The organism is Dysgonomonas sp. ZJ709 (assembly GCF_011039195.1).
Classification (GTDB): Bacteria; Bacteroidota; Bacteroidia; order Bacteroidales; family Dysgonomonadaceae; genus Dysgonomonas.
In genome coordinates, this window is the sequence record NZ_JAAKEM010000008.1 from 76505 (window position 1) to 99760 (window position 23256).

Annotated in this window: 21 protein-coding genes and 1 tRNA gene; 20 read left to right on the plus strand and 2 right to left on the minus strand. The window is 37.4% G+C overall.

Features of this window, described 5'->3' with window-relative positions; translation table 11 throughout:
• Window positions 1-10: 10 nt before the first annotated feature.
• The 13 genes from nuoL (at window position 11) to G7Y56_RS07730 (ending at window position 12708) form a co-directional block, all read left to right on the plus strand.
• The gene (gene nuoL / locus G7Y56_RS07670; RefSeq protein ID WP_165023075.1) at window positions 11-1954 is read left to right on the plus strand and encodes an NADH-quinone oxidoreductase subunit L; all 1944 of its coding nucleotides are present in this window, start codon (window positions 11-13) and stop codon (window positions 1952-1954) included.
• A gap of 22 nt (window positions 1955-1976) precedes the next feature.
• Window positions 1977-3458 (plus strand): NuoM family protein, encoded by a 1482-nt coding sequence (locus G7Y56_RS07675; protein WP_165042458.1) that lies wholly within the window; start codon window positions 1977-1979, stop codon window positions 3456-3458.
• A gap of 50 nt (window positions 3459-3508) precedes the next feature.
• Entirely contained in the window at window positions 3509-4933 is a 1425-nt protein-coding gene (locus tag G7Y56_RS07680; protein WP_165023069.1) for an NADH-quinone oxidoreductase subunit N, read from the plus strand.
• A gap of 96 nt (window positions 4934-5029) precedes the next feature.
• Window positions 5030-5728, plus strand: a complete 699-nt coding sequence (locus G7Y56_RS07685; protein ID WP_165023066.1) for a MotA/TolQ/ExbB proton channel family protein — start codon at window positions 5030-5032, stop codon at window positions 5726-5728.
• A 22-nt stretch (window positions 5729-5750) separates the two neighbouring features.
• The gene (locus G7Y56_RS07690; protein ID WP_165023063.1) at window positions 5751-6161 is read left to right on the plus strand and encodes a biopolymer transporter ExbD; all 411 of its coding nucleotides are present in this window, start codon (window positions 5751-5753) and stop codon (window positions 6159-6161) included.
• A gap of 148 nt (window positions 6162-6309) precedes the next feature.
• On the plus strand, window positions 6310-6858 hold the full coding sequence (locus tag G7Y56_RS07695) for an RNA polymerase sigma factor (RefSeq protein ID WP_165023060.1): 549 nt from the start codon (window positions 6310-6312) through the stop codon (window positions 6856-6858).
• A gap of 3 nt (window positions 6859-6861) precedes the next feature.
• Window positions 6862-7455, plus strand: coding sequence for a hypothetical protein (locus G7Y56_RS07700; RefSeq protein WP_165042460.1), 594 nt, complete (start codon window positions 6862-6864; stop codon window positions 7453-7455).
• Between the two features lie 479 nt (window positions 7456-7934).
• Window positions 7935-8768 carry a hypothetical protein gene (locus G7Y56_RS07705; protein ID WP_165042462.1) on the plus strand — a complete coding sequence of 278 codons (834 nt, stop codon included), beginning with the start codon at window positions 7935-7937 and terminating at the stop codon, window positions 8766-8768.
• Window positions 8769-8845: 77 nt separating this feature from the next.
• Window positions 8846-9337, plus strand: coding sequence for a mechanosensitive ion channel domain-containing protein (locus G7Y56_RS07710; RefSeq protein WP_165023051.1), 492 nt, complete (start codon window positions 8846-8848; stop codon window positions 9335-9337).
• A 74-nt stretch (window positions 9338-9411) separates the two neighbouring features.
• The gene (locus G7Y56_RS07715; protein ID WP_165023048.1) at window positions 9412-9870 is read left to right on the plus strand and encodes a single-stranded DNA-binding protein; all 459 of its coding nucleotides are present in this window, start codon (window positions 9412-9414) and stop codon (window positions 9868-9870) included.
• Between the two features lie 100 nt (window positions 9871-9970).
• Window positions 9971-10537, plus strand: coding sequence for a hypothetical protein (locus G7Y56_RS07720; RefSeq protein WP_165042465.1), 567 nt, complete (start codon window positions 9971-9973; stop codon window positions 10535-10537).
• A 7-nt stretch (window positions 10538-10544) separates the two neighbouring features.
• The gene (locus G7Y56_RS07725) at window positions 10545-12053 is read left to right on the plus strand and encodes a glycosyltransferase family 39 protein (RefSeq protein ID WP_165042467.1); all 1509 of its coding nucleotides are present in this window, start codon (window positions 10545-10547) and stop codon (window positions 12051-12053) included.
• Window positions 12054-12363: 310 nt separating this feature from the next.
• Window positions 12364-12708, plus strand: a complete 345-nt coding sequence (locus tag G7Y56_RS07730) for a hypothetical protein (RefSeq protein WP_165023039.1) — start codon at window positions 12364-12366, stop codon at window positions 12706-12708.
• An 83-nt stretch (window positions 12709-12791) separates the two neighbouring features.
• On the opposite strand, the gene G7Y56_RS07735 is transcribed toward G7Y56_RS07730, so the two are convergent.
• A complete protein-coding gene (locus G7Y56_RS07735; protein ID WP_165042538.1) occupies window positions 12792-13715 on the minus strand; it encodes an endonuclease/exonuclease/phosphatase family protein in 924 nt (307 codons plus the stop codon).
• Window positions 13716-13860: 145 nt separating this feature from the next.
• Here G7Y56_RS07735 and G7Y56_RS07740 point away from each other — a divergent pair, with 145 nt between their 5' ends.
• The 6 genes from G7Y56_RS07740 to G7Y56_RS07765 all read left to right on the plus strand — a co-directional run bounded on the left by G7Y56_RS07740 (window position 13861) and on the right by G7Y56_RS07765 (window position 19107).
• Window positions 13861-14667 carry a patatin-like phospholipase family protein gene (locus G7Y56_RS07740; RefSeq protein WP_165042469.1) on the plus strand — a complete coding sequence of 269 codons (807 nt, stop codon included), beginning with the start codon at window positions 13861-13863 and terminating at the stop codon, window positions 14665-14667.
• 20 nt (window positions 14668-14687) lie between these two features.
• The gene (locus G7Y56_RS07745; protein WP_165042471.1) at window positions 14688-16379 is read left to right on the plus strand and encodes an alpha-amylase family glycosyl hydrolase; all 1692 of its coding nucleotides are present in this window, start codon (window positions 14688-14690) and stop codon (window positions 16377-16379) included.
• An 86-nt stretch (window positions 16380-16465) separates the two neighbouring features.
• Window positions 16466-17401: a ribose-phosphate pyrophosphokinase gene (locus tag G7Y56_RS07750; protein ID WP_165023030.1), complete on the plus strand. Its 936-nt coding sequence runs from the start codon at window positions 16466-16468 to the stop codon at window positions 17399-17401.
• A 142-nt stretch (window positions 17402-17543) separates the two neighbouring features.
• Complete coding sequence (locus G7Y56_RS07755) at window positions 17544-18206, plus strand: phosphatidylserine decarboxylase family protein (protein WP_165042473.1); 663 nt, start codon at window positions 17544-17546, stop codon at window positions 18204-18206.
• Window positions 18207-18209: 3 nt separating this feature from the next.
• Window positions 18210-18929 carry a phosphatidylcholine/phosphatidylserine synthase gene (locus tag G7Y56_RS07760; protein ID WP_165042475.1) on the plus strand — a complete coding sequence of 240 codons (720 nt, stop codon included), beginning with the start codon at window positions 18210-18212 and terminating at the stop codon, window positions 18927-18929.
• 104 nt (window positions 18930-19033) lie between these two features.
• Window positions 19034-19107: transfer RNA gene (locus tag G7Y56_RS07765), tRNA-Ile, on the plus strand.
• A gap of 263 nt (window positions 19108-19370) precedes the next feature.
• On the opposite strand, the gene G7Y56_RS07770 is transcribed toward G7Y56_RS07765, so the two are convergent.
• Entirely contained in the window at window positions 19371-21332 is a 1962-nt protein-coding gene (locus tag G7Y56_RS07770; protein ID WP_165042477.1) for an FISUMP domain-containing protein, read from the minus strand.
• A 713-nt stretch (window positions 21333-22045) separates the two neighbouring features.
• On the opposite strand from G7Y56_RS07770, the gene G7Y56_RS07775 reads away from it, so the two are divergent.
• Window positions 22046-23218, plus strand: coding sequence for an AraC family transcriptional regulator (locus G7Y56_RS07775; RefSeq protein ID WP_165042479.1), 1173 nt, complete (start codon window positions 22046-22048; stop codon window positions 23216-23218).
• The last annotated feature ends 38 nt before the right edge of the window (window positions 23219-23256 follow it).

Here is a 23256-nt window from a genome sequence, read left to right on the forward strand (position 1 = left end):
ATTACTCGATATGGATTATAATTTTAATTATTCGATACTCATAGTTGTACTTCCCGCCATAATGTTCCTCATTCTGGGTTTAGGAGGTAAATATATGAAACCTGTTGTGGCAGGTACATTAGGTACAATATCATTGTCGGTGATGGCTATATTGGCCTATCTCACCGGATATCAATATTTCTTTGGCATAGGTGTGGGTGCTGATGGTGCTTATGCAGCAATCAATGTGATTAATTTCGAATGGTTGCGTTTTACTGATCATCTTCATATCGATTTGGGTATGTATCTAGATCCTATTTCGGTAATGATGCTTATCGTTATCACAACCGTTTCGCTGATGGTGCACATATATAGCTTAGGCTATATGAAAGGTGAAAAAGGATTTCAACGTTATTACGCATTCCTTTCACTATTCAGTTTCTCGATGCTAGGCTTGGTTGTAGCAACCAACATTTTCCAAATGTATATTTTCTGGGAGCTTGTGGGGGTATCCTCATTCTTGCTTATCAGTTTTTATTATATGAAACCGTCGGCAGTTGCTGCTGCGAAAAAAGCATTTATAGTTACACGTTTTGCCGACTTCTTTTTCCTTGTAGGTATCCTGTTGCTATCTTTCTACTCCAATACATTCGATTTTGTAGCACTTACTACACAAGGAGCTCCGTTTATTGCAACTATGCAAGGAACTTCCTTCGTAGGGTTATCTGTCCTTTCGTGGGCCATGTTGCTTATCTTTATGGGTGGTGCAGGAAAATCGGCTATGATGCCGTTCCATATATGGTTACCCGATGCGATGGAAGGGCCAACACCCGCTTCGGCACTTATCCATGCTGCGACTATGGTTGTTGCAGGGGTATTTCTTGTAGCGCGTTTATTCCCTATATACGCTTTCGGAGCACCCGATGTACTTGAGATAATAGCATGGGTAGGTTCTATAACGGCTCTGTTTGCCGCTGTGGTAGCATGTACTCAGACCGATATAAAACGAGTTTTAGCGTTTTCTACGATCTCGCAAATAGCCTTTATGCTTACTTCGTTAGGTGTTTCCAAATTTGGAGGACACGACGGTTTAGGGTATATGGCTGGTATGTTCCATCTATTTACACATGCTTTCTTTAAAGCATTACTATTCTTATGCGCAGGTGCTATTATTCATGCTGTACATAGCAACGAGATGGGTGATATGGGCGGTCTTTTCAAAAAGCTGCCGATCACATGTATTACATTTGGAATTGCATGGCTGGCTATTGCCGGTATCCCTCCGTTTTCGGGTTTTTACAGTAAAGACGAAATATTAGCTGCTGCTTTTGAACATAATAAGGCAATATATGCTATATTGTCTGTATCTGCCGGACTTACAGCATTCTATATGTCTCGTTTATTTTTCCGTATATTCTTTTATGAAAAAAATAAACATTACCATCATGAACCTCACGAGGCTGGTCCGACAATGACAATCCCATTGATAATACTTGCTGTCTTTGCTTTTGTTGCAGGATGGGTTCCATTTAGTCAATTAATTACATCAGACAGAGCACCGTTCGAGGCTCATATCGATATGCAGGTTGCTATCACAAGTGTCGTTATATCTCTTATCGGTATTGGCGTGGCATTTGCATTATACTTCAAGAAAAACGATATACCAGACAAGATTGCTTCAACTCTTGGTGGATTTTATAACTGGGCATATCATAAATTCTATTTCGATGAATTGTGGTTATTCGTTACGCGTAAAATAATATTCAACTGCATTTCTCGCCCTATCGCATGGTTCGACAAAACGTATGTCGATGGATTTATGGATTCACTGGCTGATGTTACCAATGCAGCTTCCGATACGATCAAAGGATTTCAATCGGGTCGTATACAACAATATGCCCTGGCGTATCTTGTTGGAGCATTGATTCTGGTAGTTGGATTCGCGTTTTGTGTAGTATGTTTTGTTTGTAATTAAGATTTAGTAAAAATATAAGAAGATGAATATTCTTTCATTATTTGTTCTTGTACCTGTTGTGATGTTGTTGGCATTTATTCCTTGCCGCAATATTAAGCAAGTACGCACCGTGGGAGTGATAGGTGCAGTTATCGAAGTCATATTGGCATTGGTATTATTATGTATGTTCTATCAGGAGCGTGCAGCCGGTAATACTGCCGAAATGTTATTTATGTTCGATGCTGTCTGGTATCAGTCGTTGAATATTCATTATTCGATAGGTGCTGATGGTATATCGGTATTAATGATACTATTGACATCGGTAATTATACTCACCGGCACATTCGCTTCGTGGAATATGAATCCGCTGCCTAAGGATTTCTTTATGTGGTTAACTCTCCTTTCGGTGGGGGTATACGGATTCTTTATCTCTCTCGATATGTTTACCATGTTCTTTTTCTACGAGATAGCCTTGATTCCGATGTACTTACTTATCGGGCTTTGGGGTACTGGACGAAAAGAATATTCGGCTATGAAGTTGACGTTAATGTTGATGGGGGGATCTGCATTCCTATTCGTAGGAATATTAGGTATTCATTTTAACTCTCCACTGATAGACGGTCAACATACATTCGATATAATGAAGATTGCTGCTAATAACACAATTCCTATCGGAGCTCAATATTGGATATTCCCATTGACATTCCTTGGCTTTGGTGTATTAGGTGCTTTATTCCCGTTCCATACTTGGTCGCCCGATGGTCATGCTTCTGCGCCAACAGCAGTATCTATGTTACATGCAGGTGTACTGATGAAGCTTGGGGGATACGGTTGTTTCCGTATTGCAATGCGTTTGCTTCCCGATGCGGCAGATGAACTTTCTTGGATATTTATCATACTTACGGGTATAAGTGTAATATATGGTGCATTAGGTGCTATCTCTCAAACAGACTTGAAATATATCAATGCCTACTCATCGGTTAGTCATTGCGGATTAGTATTATTTGCTATTCTGATGATGAATAAAACAGCAATGACGGGTGCGGTGATGCAAATGCTATCTCATGGTTTGATGACTGCCCTTTTCTTCGCCTTGATAGGTATGATATACGGACGAACACATACTCGTGATATACGTCAGTTGGGAGGGTTGATGAAAGTCATGCCATTCCTTAGTGTCGCCTATGTAATTGCCGGTTTGGCATCCCTAGGGCTTCCGGGATTGAGTGGATTCGTTGCCGAGATGACAATCTTTGTAGGCTCATTCGAGCATGCAGATACTTTCCATCGTGTATTTACAATTATTGCCATATCTTCTATTGTGGCAACAGCTGTATATATTCTTAAGGTGGTAGGTAAGATTCTTTACGGTCCGGTAATAGATGAGCACCATTTGGAATTGACTGATGCTGTATGGCACGAAAAGATAGCAGTTGTAGGACTTATTGTATGTGTGGCTGGTATGGGATTATTCCCGGGATGGATTTCAAATCTTATCAGCTCTAGTTTAGCTTATATTCAATAAGAAATAAGTAGGAATCAAAATTTGTAAACGTTGTAATTTAAGATATAAAGATGGATTTAAGTAATTATTTGTTGATGAAGCCCGAACTGTCGCTAATGGCAGTATTTCTCTTACTTATTTTTTACGATTTATTTGCTTCAGACAGCGCTAAAAAATACTATTTCCCCGTAGCCTGTACCTTATTTCTGGTGCATACGGTAGCCTGTTTCTTTTTCAAAGATTCGGGTGAGGCCTTTTCTGGATTATATATTACAGGTCCGGCACAACATACAATAAAACAAATATTGAATATCGGCGTATTCCTGATTTTCCTCCAAGCTAACTCTTGGTTGTCGAAACCCGATTCTATATTTAAGCGAGGTGAATTTTTTATGCTTACTCTTCTTACATTAGAAGGTATGTATCTTATGATCTCGTCGGGTAATTTCATGATGTTTTACATCGGACTCGAAACTGCATCATTGCCTATCGCAGCGCTTGTTGCATTCGATAAATACAGACATGAGTCAGCAGAAGCAGGAGCTAAATATATCTTTAATGCTATATTTTCATCTGCAATTATGATCTTTGGAATCTCGTTCCTTTATGGAGCGTGCGGAACTCTTTACTATTCGGATATTGCAACAAGTATATATTCTACGCCTTTGGTAATCATGGCTATGATATTTATCATGAGTGGTTTGTTCTTTAAGGTATCATTGGTGCCTTTCCACCTGTGGGCTGCAGATACGTATCAAGGTGCACCAACTAATGTAACGCTATATTTATCTACCATATCGAAAGGTGCAGCAGTATTTGCACTGATGATTATATTATATACAGTATTCCCTGTGGTTTCTGCTATATGGAAAGATATTATATGGATTATTATTCTGGCGACTATTACAATCGGTAACTTGTTTGCTATTCGTCAAAAGAATATGAAGCGATTCCTTGCATTCTCTTCTGTGTCTCAGGCGGGATATATCATGTTGAGTGTATTTACAGGAACAGCCGAAGGGATGGCAGCTACATTATTTTATATATTTGTATATGTATTTTCTAATCTTGCAGCATTCGGTGTTATCTCAGCCATTGAAGATAAAACGGGTAAAGTAAGTATGGATGACTATAACGGATTGTATAAAACTAATCCGAAACTGGCATTGGTAATGATGATCGCCATGTTCTCTCTGGGGGGTATTCCTCCGACAGCAGGGTTCTTTAGTAAGCTGTTTGTATTTATGACCGCAATGGAGCAAGGACAAATATTGCTTGTTTTCTTGGCATTCTTAAATACTGTTGTATCTTTGTTCTATTACTTACTTGTCGTTAAAGCGATGTTTATCAATAAGAACAATTCTCCTATCGAAACTGTTAACAGTGATGGATATTTGAAACTCTCACTCATTGTATCGATGGTAGGCATATTCTTCATCGGTATGATAAGTTGCTTCTATGAACATATAAATTTAGCCAGCTTTGGGATATATTAACAACAGATAAAAACAATATAAAAGTTCGACATTAGACTGGTAAATCAGCCTTCTGTCGAATTTTGTGTAAAAAATAAAACGTCAAAAATAACACCTATGAACCTATTTGTTCTACTTCAAGAAACAACTCCTATCGTCGATGTAGCAACTCAGGTTGCTCCTGAAGAAAGTTACTTTAACCTTGTGTTAAAAGGTGGATGGATATTATTACCTATCTTTCTGCTTTCGCTATTAGCTATATATGTTATAATAAACAAATGGTTGATTATAAATCGTGTTGGAAAAAAGGATTTGGTATGGCTATCCCGTGTAGTAGAACTAGTCCACGAAGGGAAAACCGACAAGGCTCTTAAGTTTTGTGTCGAGCGTCCTTATTCGTCTGCCAAAGTAGTGGCTGCCGGTCTGAAAGACTTTGATTGTGACGATAGCGAGATACAAGAATCGATGGAGGTTGAGGCCCGTCAACAAGTATCGATGCTCGAAAACCAAATGAACTATTTGGGTATTACTGCATCTATAGCTCCAATGCTTGGTTTCTTGGGTACAATCTTCGGAGTAATAAAAATATTCTATGATATTGCTAAGACAAATGATTTAGCTATAGATACTATCTCTACAGGGTTGTATCAAAAAATGATTTGTTCGGGAGCCGGCTTGTTAGTTGGGATCATTGCATATACGGGATATTATATTTTAAATGGGCGCATAGATAAAGTTGTGGCTAATATAGATAAAGAGTCGAATGAGATTTTGAAAGCTATAAGAGCTTACAAAAAAGGTAAAATAGAGGCTTAACAATTCGTAAAGAGCATAACCAATGAAAATTCAACGAAGAAAAACAAGAGCAGCTGAGGTCTATACGTCCTCATTGAACGATATTATGTTCTTCTTGTTATTGTTTTTCCTTATTATATCTACTATGGTGACACCTGCTGCAATTAGGGTGTTGCTTCCAAATGCATCTACATCGGAACAGGTGGTGACTAAAAAGAATATAAACTTAGTTATCACGGCTGATTTGCATTATTATATTAATGATAAACCGGTAACAAAGGACGAGATAGAACCTACTCTAGCTGCCATTCTTGCTAATAAGCAAGAGAATGAGGAGGCTAACATCTTGTTGCAGGCTGATAGAAGTCTGAATCTGCAAGATGTGGTTGATATGATTGATATAGGGAATAAATTGCGTGTCAAAATGGTTCTTTTCACGCAAAAACAGGACTAAAATTGATGTTATCATTAATACTTGAATCTTGTAATTGCAGCATGAAATCCATATTCTTCAAAAAATGTAAATAAAAAAACAAATTTATGGTAGGTGCATGCAACATTTTAATAAAAAGTGCATCTTATAAAAAGGAAGCTTAGCTCATATGAATGAACTGCAGATAATAGCAGGTTGTAAGGAACAGAAGCGTGATGCGCAGAAGCTACTCTACGAGATGTACTCTCGTAAGATGTTTGGTATCTGCTTGCGTTACAGTTCCGATCAAAATGCTGCTAAAGATTTGCTGCAGGATGGATTTATCAAAGTTTTCTCCCACATGGGTTCTTTCGAAGGAAAAGGATCTTTTGAGGGTTGGATGAAACGAATTTTTATAAACCAAGCTTTAGAGAATTTAAGAAAAAGAAAATCGATTACAGAAAGTTCAGAGCATATAGAAGATCTTCCTGATATTGTGGATGACACAACGGAAGAAGATCAGATGTATAAAATATCAGAAAATGAACTGCTAAAAATGATACAAGAACTACCAAAAGGCTACGCAACCGTTTTTAACTTATACGCAATAGAAGACTATTCCCATAAAGAAATAGCGGAAATGCTTGAAATTAGTGAAGGTACATCTCGTTCACAGTATGTTCGTGCACGCCAGATTCTGCAAGAAAAAGTTAAACAATATCTAAAAAACAGAGGATAAAAGATGGCATTGGAAAACGATAAAATAAAAGATCTCTTCTCTTCGAAACTAAATAGTTTCGAACCGGAAGTGCCTGCATCTCTTTGGGGTGGGTTAGATCTGCTATTATCGCAATCACCAATTCAACCTCCGGTTGATCCATCATCATCTGCGTCGTCCGCATCATCTGCTTCTTCATCAGGTACATCTACGGTCATGTCAACTGTAGCGGTTAAGTCAACTGTTGCCGCTGTAAGTGTTGCTGTAATTATTGGTGGGGTCGTACTCCTTACAGACAGTGATGAGCCGAAGGAAGAACCTCCTGTGGATAATGTTATAATGATAGATGACACAACAGATACTCTTGATTCATTAGTGGATAGTGTACCTACTGAATCTGTTCCATTGTTAACTGATTTACCAAAACCTGCACCCGAGGAAAAGACACTTCCAGAAGAGGAAGTAGTTGTGCCTGTGCAAGATGCTGATACTATTCCTGAGGAAGGAGATGGACTTTCGGTTGGTAAGAAAGCAGATAATAATACTGAAGATATAATTTATTCCGGGACTAAACTTGGAGATAAGAAAATACAGACAAAAGACAAGAGAGGTAAATAATGTCAATTTTCATGTTAATCTTGTAGAATAGAATTGTGAGCTGTAATTTCCACTTCAGACTCATATAATAGAAGCTTCATTCGAAAATTTAACTGTTCATATATACTAATAAATTCCAATAACCGTTTTACTATTTAAGCATAGCTAATATGCGTGTGAATAATGGATAGCTTAAGAGTTATCCAGACTTTGTTTGTCAACTATCTGACTATTTAATTGTTGAGAGAGGGCGTATTTTTGGATATCGGATATTTGACATTGTTAAAAACAGTATGAGTAAGTTAAATTTATAAGATGATAGGCAAACAATTCTTTGTATTTTTATCGTGTTGTAAAAAAGTTGTATATTTGAAGCCTAATATGAAGAGCATGCTGTTTTAATACAGTGGATAAATAATCTATTCAGGGAGAAAAACTCAATCGAATTCTCAATCGAGAACACAAAATAAAATTGAATATTAAATTAAAACTATATAGAAATGAAAAGGATAACGTTTAAAGTGATTTTTTCAGTGTTTGCAACGGCGCTTTCATTGTCTTCTTGTTTGGGAGATGGTGAAAGTGTTTCGGAAGATAAGGGCATATTTGCATACATATCGACAGGCACAACAGGCCAGACGATAGCGTCAACGCCAATCGGTCAAATGACTACTACTAATATGGCAGATTTTACACCGGGGAAATGCTATTTGATTAATTATAAAATAAATTTGTCGAATAATTCAAATGGATTATATAATGCAGAATATATAACCCCTTCTAATAGTGATGGAAAAGCTATAGAGAAATCAGAATTCTATCCTCTATCAGTTCCGAAAGCAGGCGAAGATAGTATTGTTGCAAAGGTTGTAGGAACTCCGTTTTTTGATGGAACCGATTATTATGGTGATAATTGGTTTTTTGGTTATGAGTTTACTATGAAGCCAGATGACAAAGTAGTAGCTGAGTTTTATTATGACAGAAATAATCAGATAGAGATTATAGATAAAGTACCGACAAAAATAAATCCTGAAGATAACAAATTAATAATTGATGTACGTTTTAAAAAAGTACCTGGTAGTAATGATGGTACCACTGCGTCAAGAACTGTTACCTCGGTAACTAGTCTGTCTCGGTTGAGAAGTGAATTTCACCCAGCTAACAATGCAAATGCGGTGATACAGGGCGATTACATTCTCGTGCCAATTAAATTCAGATATTGGGCATCAACTACCGTAGAAGGTAAAACAAAAGATGTGCTTACTTCTGTAGGTACATGGGATTTATTGACTAGCACATCTAATCAACGTTATTATTTAGCGTATAAAAAATAAATAAATTCAATCTAAATAAATAAACAAAAGGAGGAATGGCTAGTCTGTTTCTCCTTTTTTACACTAACAAAATTGCTATGTACGAATATATCCCACAGTTAATTGCTACAGCCATTGTTTTAATAGCAACACCGGTTTCTAAATACGTAACACGTAAGTTGATACGTAATTTTGGTATTCTTCGTTTGAAAAATGAAAATCGTATAGCGCATATTATAAGAGTTATATACATACTTATAAATTTCACCTGTATTGTTGCCTTGACTATTATTTGGGGGGTACAACCCGAGCATATGCTTGTTGCTTTATCCTCTATATTTGCAGTTATAGGTGTCGCTATGTTTGCCCAATGGTCTATGCTTAGCAATATAACTGCTGGAATAATTATATTTTTCACGACCCCTTTTCATATTGGAGACGAAATACGCATATTAGATAAAGATTCGCCTATTGTTGCTACAATAGAAAATATTCAGACATTTCATACTTATCTGCGGACAAACGAAGGAGAACTTGTTGTCATTCCAAATTCTCTGTTTTTACAAAAAATTGTATCTGTAGGAGAATAAATAATCCCGAACTCCGACACGTAGAAAAAATTCCTATATTTGTAAATAGATAAGAACCTAAAAACAACAAAGATATGTCCGTAAATAAAGTAATATTAATCGGTAATATAGGGAAAGACCCTGATATAAAATATTTTGATAATGGTAGTGTTGTAGCTAACTTTACGTTGGCAACGACCGAAAGGGGATATACTGCTGCTAATGGAACTCAGATTCCTGACCGTACGGAGTGGCATAATATTGTATGCTGGCGGGGATTAGCTAAAGTTGCTGAGCAGTTTGTCCGTAAAGGAACACAAGTATACGTGGAAGGTAAAATCCGCTCACGTACATACGACGATGCCAATGGAATGAAGCGTTATGTAAACGAGATATATGCGGATAATTTAGAACTTCTTGGCCGTAGAAGAGAAGCTGGCGAAGGAGGCGAACACTCATACAATACAACTCCACCTGCTAGCGAAACGAATAATACATATCAGGCTCCAACCTCATTCTCGAATGCTTCGGACGAGGATGATTTGCCTTTCTAAAGGTTTATATATATTGAAATTAATATGGAACAGATTAAATGTAAATAGCTATTAAGCTATAAATGTTTAATCTGTTTTCACTTTACAAATAATGGATTAAATGAGATTTTCTTTATGCATTTTATGCCTGTTATTCTTCTCTTGTAATGAATATACCCCCAAGCCAAAAGGATATTTACGACTCGAAAGGAAGGAGTCTGGTATGGCAGAGTACAAGGATCACCAATTCTCATTTCAATACCCCGATATTGCCAGAATAGAGAATGTCGAAGGTTCCCCAGGCAACGAGAAATGGTTTAATATTGTTTATCCTCAATATAATGCTACTATTTTTTGCACCTATATTCCTATTACTCCCGAGACACTGCGTAATGCTCTTGATGTCAATTACCAATTAGCCTACAGCCATGCTTCGATAGCAGATGCCATAAAACAACTGAGCTTTACTAATGAATTACATAATACATCGGGGATAATATATGAAATAAAGGGGGCGGTAGCTACTCCCATTCAGTTTTTCGTGACAGATAGTCTTTCTAATTTTTTCAGAGGCTCACTTTATTATGATCAGAAAGTAAATAAGGATTCCATTGCACCTGTAACTCAATTTATACGCGAAGATATTATTCATATAATGGAATCGTTGGAGTGGGGCAGTACCAAATAGAAGACAGATGAAATTCACAAAGATTATAACATATATTCTTTTATTATGTTTGGCTTTTGGTACATTCTTGTATCAGGATTCTATAAATGTTCTTATTCCTTACGATGATGCATATTCTACATTTATGATAAGGAGATCTTATCTTGATATTCTGCGGATAACAGCATCTGATGTACATCCACCGCTTTACTATTGGTTGTTGAAAACGTACAGTCTTATATTCGATAACTCGATGTTTGCCTTACGCGTATTCTCAGCTCTGGGTATGATGGCAATATTGCTGCTTGGTTGTTTCCCTGTACGCCGTCATTTTGGAGATCGTGTTGCAATTATTTTTATTATTCTGCTTATTGTATTTCCTGCAACTCAATATTTAGTAACGGATATACGAATGTATTCGTGGTGCATGTTCTTCGTTCTAGCATGTGCCTTGTTTGCTTACGATGTTTATTTAAAGGGAAGGTTTATCGATTGGCTTAAGTTTTTTGCGATGAGTATTTGTGCCGCGTATACTCACAACTATGGACTACTGGGTGTTTTCTGGATATATATTCTGTTGTTGATCTTCCTGTTTAGAGCTAAAAAGAAGTGGCTTCATCTGATTATTCTGGGAGTCGTGTTTTCGGTTATTTATTCGCCATGGCTTTATCAGCTTACTTTTCAGATTGAAGATGTTGTCTGTCATTATTGGATAGTTCCACTAACGTTAAACGATATATTTGTTCATATTTATTATTTTTATTCACCTAAGATAGTAGAAGCCCCCTTCCTTTATTTTACAAAAATACAAATGATGGTTGGGCTCATCTTTTTAATGTTGGTACAGTGCATTTTAACCGCAAAGGTGTTTATAAATGGTTTTAAACAGAAGAACAAACAGGTTTATTTGAGCTTAATAGCATTTGTGGCATTTCTATTGCCTATTGCAACAGCTTTTATAATATCCATAATCTATTTGCCTATATTAGTTCCCCGCTATATGACGTGCTCGTTTGGATTATATGTACTTAGTATTGCTATCATTTTGGGTAGGGCTATGGACTTACCTCGATTCAGACAGTTAGCTATCACTTTTCTGGTTCTTTTAACTCTTGCTGGTGCCGTACGATGTTATTCATGCAAGAGAGATTATAAGATCGTAGAAAATGCTTATACTGATATTCGCCGATTTATCGGATCGGACGGAAAGGAAGGGCATATTTTTGTGGTAAATTTTTATTCACATTTTATGCTTAGCCGTGTAGAGCTAATTGCTCCTGGTAATAGATATTGTGTGTTAGTACCTGAGGGAATTAACCCTCGTTTCGAGCCATTTAATTTTGAAAAAATGGGCTATGGAGATCCGGCTGCGCCTGAATTTATTTTATTAAATCAAGATCGACCGGAAGTACAAGAGGTATTTTATAACTTTTATGATGCTCTACAAAAAGATTTCATGACAGTAGATTCTTTGCGAGCTACTGATGTTTTTCTCTATAGAATGAAAGCAAGAAAATTAATCGAACAGAAACAATAAGAAAGGGAGGTGTAACTCATGAGTGACCAGTATTTCTTCCGACGTCTCTGGCTGATAGCTTCCTTTTTCTTTTAAATCTACAACTATCTTTTAATATACAGGATGCCACCATGCTATTCCACCAAAATTGCCCATCGTCAATGAATTTTGCTGATCGATTCCTAAATCACCGATTTGTCCGAAATTTGGGAGTAAAAATAAATATAGCAGGATATTAATAATTTAACTGCTTAAATAGAGAATGCTAAATAATAAATTATACATTTGTCGAAATTTTAATACTATAAATTACAACTACAATTTTACAACTATGAAAAAATTACTTTTATTATTATTGCTTTTACCTCTTATCGTAGGTTCGTGTAGTAAAGATGATGACGACAAAAATGATTCTTTAGAGGGTACAACATGGGAGGCTAATGAGGTTGATGGTGAATATACCTACAAAAGCACTATTAAGTTTCAAAAATCAACATTTAATTATTCAGGGTATGAAGCTCTCGTAGATAAAAAACTAGAATTTTCGGGAAGTGGCACATATACCTACGATCACCCAAATGTAGTTATGGTTGAAGATGGGGAAACTATTGTTGCAACTATAGCGAATAATAAATTGACCGCTAGTGAGGATGGTATAGTTTACATTAAAAAATAATTGATATTACGTAAACATACAAAAAGAGGCTGATTCCAACTATGGGACAGCCTCTTGTGATATATATCCTTTTCGATTTATAATTATTTCTTATACTCTAGCACTACCATCACAGGGAAATGATCGGAAGGTACTCGTGCCGAATATTTATGTAGCGAAACTTCTTTGGGAAAGTTCCCCGATTTTATCTCTTCGTTGCTTTCTGCAACAGCCGATCTGTATGTGTCAGTCAATATTCCATAGCGTAACACATCGAATGTCGGACTAACAAATATATGGTCTATGCGGCTGTTTGTTTTGCGGTCAGTATTGAACCCATTAAAAGTACCGTTTTGTGCATAACGAATCTTGCTCGCTTCGTACGAATCCCTCATAATGCCTGAGCTGTTGATGAGTGTGAAGCTTTCATTTGTTTGGTCTACATTGAAGTCACCTGTGAATATTACAGGTTCTGTGCCACACATTTCTTTTATCTTACTCAACACTAGTTTCGCACTTTCTTTACGTGCTTCTACACCCACATGATCCATGTGCAGGTTGAAAAACCAGAATCGTAGTCCACTTGTCCTATCTTCAAATTCACCCCATGTGCAAATGCGTGGTAATACAGCATCCCAGCCTTTATTGGGGAATGTGGTTTCTTTTGACAACCAGAAGTTGCCTGATTTTAGCAGCTTGAATTTGTCCTTTTTATAAAATATAGGAGCATATTCGCCTGCTGTTTTTCCATCATCGCGTCCAACACCTATGTATGCGAAATTAGGAAGACCCGCTAACATATCGTTTAGCTGATTGTTTAATACTTCCTGTGATCCGAAGATATCAAAGTCGTGGAATTGTATCAATTCGCAAATAACAGGACAGCGTTGTACCCAGCCATTTCCGGCAATAGAATCTCCTCTGTTGTCGTTGCGTATATTATATGTCGCAACATTTAGCTTCTGTGCATTTAAAAGTGAGATACTACAAATTAGAACAAGGCAGACTGCCAGTAATTTCTTTTTCATCATATTGATAAAGGTTAATGTAAAATATATATGACTGTAAAATTACGAAAGATTGAGATAATAATATTCTTATAATTAGTAAAATATAGCCTATAATCATTAAATTTGCTAAAGATGCTCTTGAATGCATTGATTAATTAGATATATGAAAGTAGACGATAAAGATAAATTTAAACTGGGGATTGCTTTGAGTGGAGGAGGAGCAAAGGGTTTTGCTCACTTGGGTGTATTACAGGCTCTTAATGATAATGGATTATTCCCGGAGGTCGTGTCCGGAACGAGTGCAGGAGCGTTTGCAGGAGTGCTTTATGCTGATGGCTATTCTCCACAAGAAATTTTGTCATTCTTTAAAAAGAAAGTTTTTCGTGAATTTGCCGAGTTCACAATTCCGCAGGGTGGATTCTTTAAAAGTACCGGATTTCAAAGCTTTCTAAAGAAGCATCTCCGTGCAAAAACGTTTGAAGATTTGCAAATACCCTTGCGTGTTGTCGCTACTGATATTGAATACGGAAAGAGCATGGTTTTTACATCCGGGCCACTTATTCCTGCAGTAGTTGCTTCTTGTTCTGTTCCCATTATATTCAGACCTGTAGAAATAGATGAACACTATTATGTAGATGGTGGTTTATTTAAAAACTTTCCGGTTTCGACCATTCGTCGTGAGTGTATAAAGATTATAGGAGTCAATGTTAGTCCTATAAGGGTTATGGAGTATAAGAATTCATTGAAGTATGTGGCGGAGCGTTCATTCCATTATATGTCGGGCTCTAATACATTGCTCGATCGTAATTTATGCGATTATTTAATAGAATCGACGGATCTATCGAAGTATTCGATGTTTGATCTGGAACATGTCGAAGATATTTATCAATCGGGATACGATTTGGTGGTAGATATGTTTAAAGAAAAAAAGGAATCCTTAGAGAAAGATTTTGCGAATATTGTTGTTTGACACATTAAGACTTAGACGTTATGAAAGAAAAAATATTTATATATCAGGTTCTTCCAAGATTATTTGGCAACGAAAAATCTCTCAATAAAGAGAATGGAAGCCTCGAAGAAAATGGTGTGGGCAAGTTTTCAGCTTTTGATAATAAAGCATTGAAAGAGATTAAAAAAATGGGATACACCCATATATGGTATACCGGTATATTGGAGCATGCTTCTAAAACAGATTATTCGGATTTTGGTATTCTTAAAGATCATCCTGATGTAATAAAAGGAAATGCCGGTTCGCCCTATGCTATTCGTGACTACTATGATGTTACACCTGACCTTGCTGATAGTGTAGGAGATAGAATGTCAGAATTTGAAGCATTAGTAGAGCGGACGCATAAAAACGGAATGAAGGTAATTATGGATTTTGTACCTAACCATGTTGCGCGACAATATCGTTCTGATGCAAAACCTGAAGACGTGAAAGATTTTGGGGCTGATGATGATACTTCGTCTGCATTTTCTCCCGATAACAATTTCTACTATATACCCGGGCAAAAACTCGAACTGCAATTTCCTGTTCAGCAAGGAGAAGGTGCTTATGATGAATACCCTGCAAAAGCCACAGGAAATGACTGTTTTAGTAATAAGCCATCTGTGAGCGATTGGTATGAAACCGTAAAGCTTAATTATGGTGTCGATTATAATAACGGGCGAAGAAATCACTTTGCGCTTATTCCCGATACATGGTCGAAAATGAAAGATATTCTGCTTTATTGGACAGCTAAAGGTGTTGATGGCTTCCGTTGTGATATGGCAGAGATGGTACCTGTCGAATTTTGGAATTGGGTAATACCAAAAGTCAAAGCAAAAAATAAATCGTTATTATTCATTGCTGAGGTTTATAATCCGGAGCAATATAACAACTATGTGCATTGGGGTTTATTCGATTACTTGTACGATAAAGTCGACTTGTACGATACGCTTCGTGATGTCATTTGCGGTCATAAGCCGACTTCCGAAATAACATTCTGCTGGCAACGTATAGATGGTTTGCAGCAAAAAATGCTTAACTTTTTAGAAAATCACGATGAACAGCGTATTGCTTCTGATTTTTTTGCAGGAGATCCATTTAAGGCTATCCCTGGGATGATTGTTACAGCTACAATGAATACGAACCCTGTAATGATTTATTTCGGTCAGGAATTAGGAGAGCGGGGTATGGATAAAGAAGGTTTTAGTGGCTGTGACGGACGAACAACTATATTTGATTATTGGTCTGTTGATTCTGTTTCTAAATGGCGTAATGGAGGTTCTTTTGGTAATTCGGAACTGAATGATAGCCAAATAAAACTCCGTAAATTTTACACTCAACTATTGCAGATAGCAGGAACAGACGAAAGCATAAACAGCGGTAAGTTTTACGATCTGATGTATGCTAATTATGAGAATCCGTTGTTTGATTCAACTAAACAATATACGTTTTTACGTTCATCTAAGAAAGAGTTCGTGCTGGTAATTGCCAATTTTGACGAAGTAGATAAAGAGGTTGTGGTTGATATCCCCGAAGATGCCTTTGATTTTATGGACATTATACCATATAAGATAAAGGTTGCAAAAGAATTGTTTGCAAATAAAGACTTTAAACTGCCTGCAAACTGGTATCAATCGTTAAAAGTGAGCGTAAATGCGCATTCAGGGAAAATTATTAGATTTTCTATGAGCTAATATTTTTGTTGAGCAAATTGTTTTTATACTTTTGTAGTTCAAATAACAAACCTATCATTAAACCTATCTAAAAGATTAAAAAAACAATGGAAAGTCTACCATTTAAGGTCTTCTCGGGAACTAATTCTCGTTATCTAGCTGAAAAAATCTGTGCGAGTCTTGGGTGCCCTCTTGGTAAAATGAATATTGAGCATTTTGCAGATGGCGAATTCTCCGTGTCATACGAGGAGTCTATTCGTGGATGTCAAGTGTTTTTGGTACAATCGACGTTTCCTTCTTCAGATAATTTGATGGAATTGTTATTGATGGTTGATGCGGCAAAGAGGGCTTCGGCTCATTCTATTGTTGCTGTGGTTCCTTATTTCGGATGGGCTAGACAAGATCGCAAAGATAAGCCGCGTGTTTCTATAGGTGCTAAACTTATTGCCGATATGCTAAGTGCGGCAGGTATTAATCGTTTAATTACGATGGATTTACATGCAGATCAAATACAGGGCTTTTTCAATGTGCCTGTTGATCATCTTTATGCATCAGCTATATTTGTAGATTATATCCAATCGTTAGATAAAGAGAATCTTGTAATAGCTACACCTGATGTAGGTGGAACTAAGCGTGCAAGTTCTTATGCAAAATATTTTGGCGTACCTATGGTTATCTGCTATAAACTTCGCAAGAAAGCGAATGAAATATCCGAGATGCAAATAATAGGGGATGTGACCGGAATGGATGTTCTTATTGTAGATGATATCGTGGATACAGCAGGAACAATAACCAAAGCTGCAGATATCATGATGGCTAACGGTGCGCGTTCGGTTAGAGCTATTACGAGCCATGCTGTGATGTCCGATCCGGCTTCTACACGTATAGATCAGTCGGGGCTTACAGAAATGGTGTTTACGGATAGTATTCCATATACTAAAAAATGCGATAAGGTTGTTGTTCTTTCAGTTGCAGATGTTTTCGCAAATGCAATTCGCAGGGTACTGAGCAATGAGTCTATCAGTTCGCTTTATTTGTTGTAATCAAAGGAACTCTGATAATATAAAGAGAGGCCTGTGGTCTCTCTTTTTTCTTTATACGAAATGCAGTATCAAATTTGTATATATCGGCAAATAAAGATACTTTTGCATCTTAACAGAATTATGTCTTTGTAAAACATAGATTATGAAAGTTCATCACGAAGGTCGTGGAGTTTTAGCAACTTACTTTATAATACTCGCATTGCTCAATGGAGCATTGTACTACTTCTTTCATCTACCTGTACTCTCTTATTTTGTAGGTGGAGCCTCTTTGGTTTTCTTTTTGATAGTACTTAATTTTTATCGCAGTCCCTATCGTAGGTTCACAGGCGATATGAATAACACCATAGTCGCATCGGCAGATGGTAAGGTTGTAGCTATTGAAGAAGTGTATGAAGGCGAATATTTTAAAGATAAGCGTATAATAGTTTCTATATTTATGTCTCCGTTCAATGTTCATGCCAACTGGTTTCCTATCAACGGGAAAGTGTTGATGGCAAAACACCATCCGGGACGTTTTATGGCAGCGTATTTACCCAAATCGAGTACAGAGAACGAGCGTTCGACTATTGTGCTCGAGACCGAAGATAGGAAGCATCAGCTTTTGCTGCGTCAAGTGGCGGGAGCGATGGCTCGTCGTATTGTGACTTATCCTCAAGCTGGAGATGAGGCGCATATCGATGAGCATCTGGGTTTTATTAAATTGGGTTCGCGGGTTGATGTCTATTTACCTCTAGGTACCGAGATTGTAGTAGAAATGGATCAAAAGGTGGTGGGGAATCAAACTGTTATCGCTAAATTCAAATAAATTATGAGAAAGCATATCCCTAATTTTCTTACATGTCTGAATCTCTCCTCCGGGTGTATTGCTTGTGTGATGGCATTTCATGGAGAATATATGTGGGTAGTGGTCTGGGTTGTTATAGCTGGATTATTTGATTTTTCGGATGGGTTTGCCGCTCGTTTTTTAAAGGCTTATTCACCGATAGGTAAAGAATTAGATTCCTTGGCAGATATGGTTAGCTTCGGTTTTGCGCCTAGTCTGGCTGTCTTTACATTATTATCTGAAAAAGTACCGGTTATATCTCAGAATCCTATTATATGTGAGTATCTTCCATACATGGCATTCTTGCTGGCAATCTTCTCCGCTCTCCGCTTAGCGAAATTTAATGTGGACGAACGCCAGTCGGAGTCCTTTATCGGTCTTAATACGCCTGCAAATGGCTTTTTTTGGGTGAGTTTCTGCTATGGGTTGATGACGCATGAGAGTATTGTTTTCTCTTCGGGATTAGTTTATACAATACTGATTGGTATAATCGTCTTTTCACTTCTTATGGTTTCGGAATTGCCAATGTTTTCATTGAAAATTAAGAGCCTAAAACTTAAGGGCAACGAACAGCGTTATTTCTTAGCTGTATTTATCATAGGGCTTTTTGCTCTTATTGGTGTATTGGCTATTGCAGCAGGCATACTCCTTTATATAGCTTTGTCTATTATTGGAAATCGTAATAAGCCTGTAAGTGAGGCTTAATGCCTATAAAGCGATATTTTAAAGCTACTTTTTTCTTTGAAAGTTTGCTGGTTTCGATAAAAAGCAGTAATATTGCATCCGATTTCGGGAGAACATCCCAATCCGGTCCTATAGCTCAGTTGGTTAGAGCATCTGACTCATAATCAGGGGGTCACTGGTTCAAGCCCAGTTGGGACCACATAAAAATCAAAGTCTTACAAGTAATTGTAAGACTTTTTTATTTTTATGTATATACGTTTTGTACACACTCTCACTTTAACTACGCGCATAGTAAATAACTGATGTATAAGGAGCCCATATTATTTCTGCCTCATCCACCTTCTTTACTTTTACAAGATACTTTCAATTGAAGATTGCACATATTTTCTATTATCTAACGGTATCGAAATACACCCTCTTGCACATTAGGCAGGAGGGTGCAAATAGTAAAACGACGTTTACTTATCTTTCGGATATACAACGCACCATCATTCCGAATGTACGGAAGTTGCTATTTATATATGCCTTCCCCTTATCGGACTCGTTATTGTTGTCCAGATAGTACATGTATTCAGGGGTACCTTTATCCTCAGTACTACTCAAGTATACACCGAAGCGTCCACGATAGAGCAGTTCGCCATCCCCTTCGGTGAGGCGTCCACCGATCGGCAAAAGAAGGTTTTGACCGTGTCTGCGGCCTACACCAAAGTTGGTATCGTTATTTGTTCCTGTACTCCATGTGCCCAGCGAGGAAGTAGGGTTATTACGAGTAACGCCTTCCCATTCTTTTCTGGTTGGCACACGGTAGCCGGCAGGGCAAGGGTCATTATCGGTTTTCACCGGAGCATCTTCCGTACCCGAATTCCATGCCCCGTCTGGTTCCCGAATTGTATTCCAATTCGACGGTTTTCCTCTGGCTGTAGTGGCATCACCCACGATAGTGGCTCGTCCCCATTGATAATAATTGCCATGAATTTCTTTCACAGGGTTAAGCGGGTCTTTCGTAGCATCCGCACCCATGTTATGGCACATAAAGTCTTTCCAGACACCGGGGGCTATAAGTGCTCCACAACACGAAGCATCTTTGATAATAATGGGTAGTTTAACCGTCACATCATCGCCTGTACCAGCCGAGTTATTGTTGTATATCGCATAGATATCCGCCGTAAGTGGAGCATTGTTGCCTACCCCATTCGTGTATTTGCCCAAGGCATCGGTGTTTAATGTGTTGAAGTAAACAACAGTTGCCGTACAAGGGGTAGAAATATTAGTACCTGTGTAATTGCCGTTAGGTACTATACTTTGAATAATAGAACCATTACCGGCTATGCTTATAAAGCGGACATTACTGACCGTTCCACTAGGGGTGAAGATGTAAGTTTGGGTATTGGTAGCCGTTTTAGTAAAATCGGCTTGGTGCGGCAACCGACTGGATAATGCACCACTGTCGTTGATGTCGTTATTGCTCAGTGCAATATCAAAACATATTTTGCCGGTAAGTGCGCCAGAGCCTAAGGTAGCACGCATTGTTTTTAAGATAACATCAGTGGTTGTTGAGCCTGTACAACCTTCGGAATTGGTATAATCAATTGTGACGCTGCCACTGTTGCCCGAGCCCCAAGTGATAGTTATTGTATTTGTTCCTGTACCCGAAGTTATTGTGCCCCCTGTTACTGCCCAAACATAGTTATTCATGCCTGCTTCGGTGCTGTACACGTTGCCTGCCGAATTGGATATACTATTGGTTGACCCTGTAATAGTCGGTATCGGAGCAACGCTAGCGCTCACAGTTACGTTCACAGCTTTGCGCGCAACGGACGATGCGCAGTTGTTAGCCGGGTTGTAAGCTTCGGCATAATATATGGTACTATTTGTAGGCGTAACTCTTAGACTTCTACCTGTTCCGATTGAAGTTCCATCTGTTAAGGTTGTATACCAACGGATAGTTGCCCCTTCGTTAACCTGACCAGAAAGCGTAGTAGCTGCACCCGTGCATATAGCATTCGGGGTGGCAACGACTGATGTAATAACAGGGTAAGGAGTAACGGGCAATATGCTTTCCCAGCGTGTTCCCTGCCAAAAGTAAATACCTTTGGCGATAGGGGCAGCAGAGCATGAATAATCAGTTACATTGTAGACAATCAGCCCAATGTGTTCGGCTAGGTCGTAATTGCCTGTACCACCTATGGATGCAGCTAAAGCAGCAGGAGTGGTAGGAGTAAGGTTATTAAGGCTCACGCGTGGCATGCTTAGTCCTCGGCTACTATTGTTACTTGTGCTTTCCGTTTCTTTGAGTTGCAGTAGTGCTCCCTGTGGAGGTGCGCCACCTGACCCGATAGTCACTTGTGCATGGGTTGTTGGTGAGTAGCTAACAAAACTTAGTATTATAAATACTATAATAGTAAAGCTGGGGCTCGTCTTCATTTTGCTTAAGGTAGTTTAATTTGAAATTCAGATCTGACATAGATTGTGCAAAATTGTGAGCATTTTGTGGTTTAGAGCAAATCTATCTGTCGCAGGGCATTTTATGGTTAAAGTGTGAAATCTAACTATTGAAATTGCCGTATATATTTACGTTTCTTTGATGCAAAGAAGGATGAGGCTGCGGGGGTTGACTCTCTCTCAAACAATATAAGGTTAACTCCCAAACTAGTTGGTGAGAAACCCAGTCTTAGTTTATCATTATGAGGAGTGTTATTTTGCATCTTTTATTTATCTATTATATGATAAGATAATGCTACAAACTAAACCATTATTTCTGAAATCAACAAAGAAAAATGGATGTTTATTTAAGATATTGTGATTTAGTAGGTTAAGTCTATTTAAAGAATGTGAAAATAAACAGAGTAATAACCTACTATTTGTTGGCTACTGCGAATTGTTTACTTATGTTTTTCTGATATTTGATAGTTTTTACCATAGTTATTTGGATATTAGTCCTGTGTTTTGATTAATTTTTCATTTGTTTTCCCAGCATCTATATTTTTATAAAATCTCTGTATCTCTAATGTAAATCAAAGTATTAATAATAATATACGTTCAATGTAATTAAAAAATTACTTCGTGATTATTTCTCCAAAATAATTATATATATTTGCTAAGACAATCATCTTAATAGAGCTTTAAGCTAGTACTATATGCCTGCGGATATCTTTCTCATTCTTCCAGTTATACTTGTGGCTCAAGGAGTCACATTGCTGATAGTACAGAGTAGTTTCAGGAAAAAAGAAACTATTGTATTATTCGGTATATATTTTATTCTAAACGCATTACTCAGTGCTATACTTATCTATGCAACCCCTTACAATATAACGATATTGGAATGCTTGCGGGGATATGTACTGTTTTTTACGTTCTTTTTTTTCTTTATGGCTTGGAACAGCGTAGTTGTACCTGCAAGAAAATGGTTGCAGTTTTCTAAGAAAGTGATGATCGCAGGTATAGTCGTGGGTACGCTTCATGTGCTTGTTATTGTATTTTATACCTTTCAGGAACAGGGTTTTTTAATGGATCTGCAGGGCAATATTATCGGTAATGGATTTTTGGGAGTAAAAATCTCCATTGCACTAACGATTGTTACTACCATTTATCTGGTTTTTATCTATATGAAACGGATGATACGTGTTAATCTGCTGTTTCTGGATTATATAATGGATAACTATTCTTATATAGAACAATCATTGATCAGATATAAAAATGGTGTGATCCTTGGTGTTCTGTTTGCGATAATTTCATTTCTGGGCGCTCTGTTAATGATTTTCTATTATAGTATACCGATCGTGATAATTTATGTAGTGTACCAGTTACTATATCTCTATAGGGTTCTATATATTATTTTTAATTTTACTACTTATGAAAAGACAGAAAGCGAAGTAACAGTATATTTTTCCAATTTTCTAGCTGAAACCAATATCAAAGAATTCAATCTTTTTTTTCCGTCAGATCCTGAAATTCTGCTTGACGACAAACACGAAGAGCTTCGTAAAAGACTCATTGTATATTTCGAAGAGTCAAGGCCATACATATCGAAAAGATTAATAATGAACGATGTTGCCCGGGATTTAAATACTAATCGCACTTATATTTCGAAAATCATCAACGCTGACTTTGACACCACATTCTTTAATTTTGTAAATGTTTTCAGGATCGAAGAGGCCAAAAAACAGATTGAGGCAACATCATCTTATAGCTTGAAAGCCATTGCTGACAATTGTGGTTTCAGCAGTTACACTACTTTTGCGAAATACCATAAAATGTACCTTACTCAATCGGCCGATTGGTACGAAAAACGAGAGACAGTTTCTAAATAATAGATACTGTTATAAAATATAAATATCCCCAAACTGTA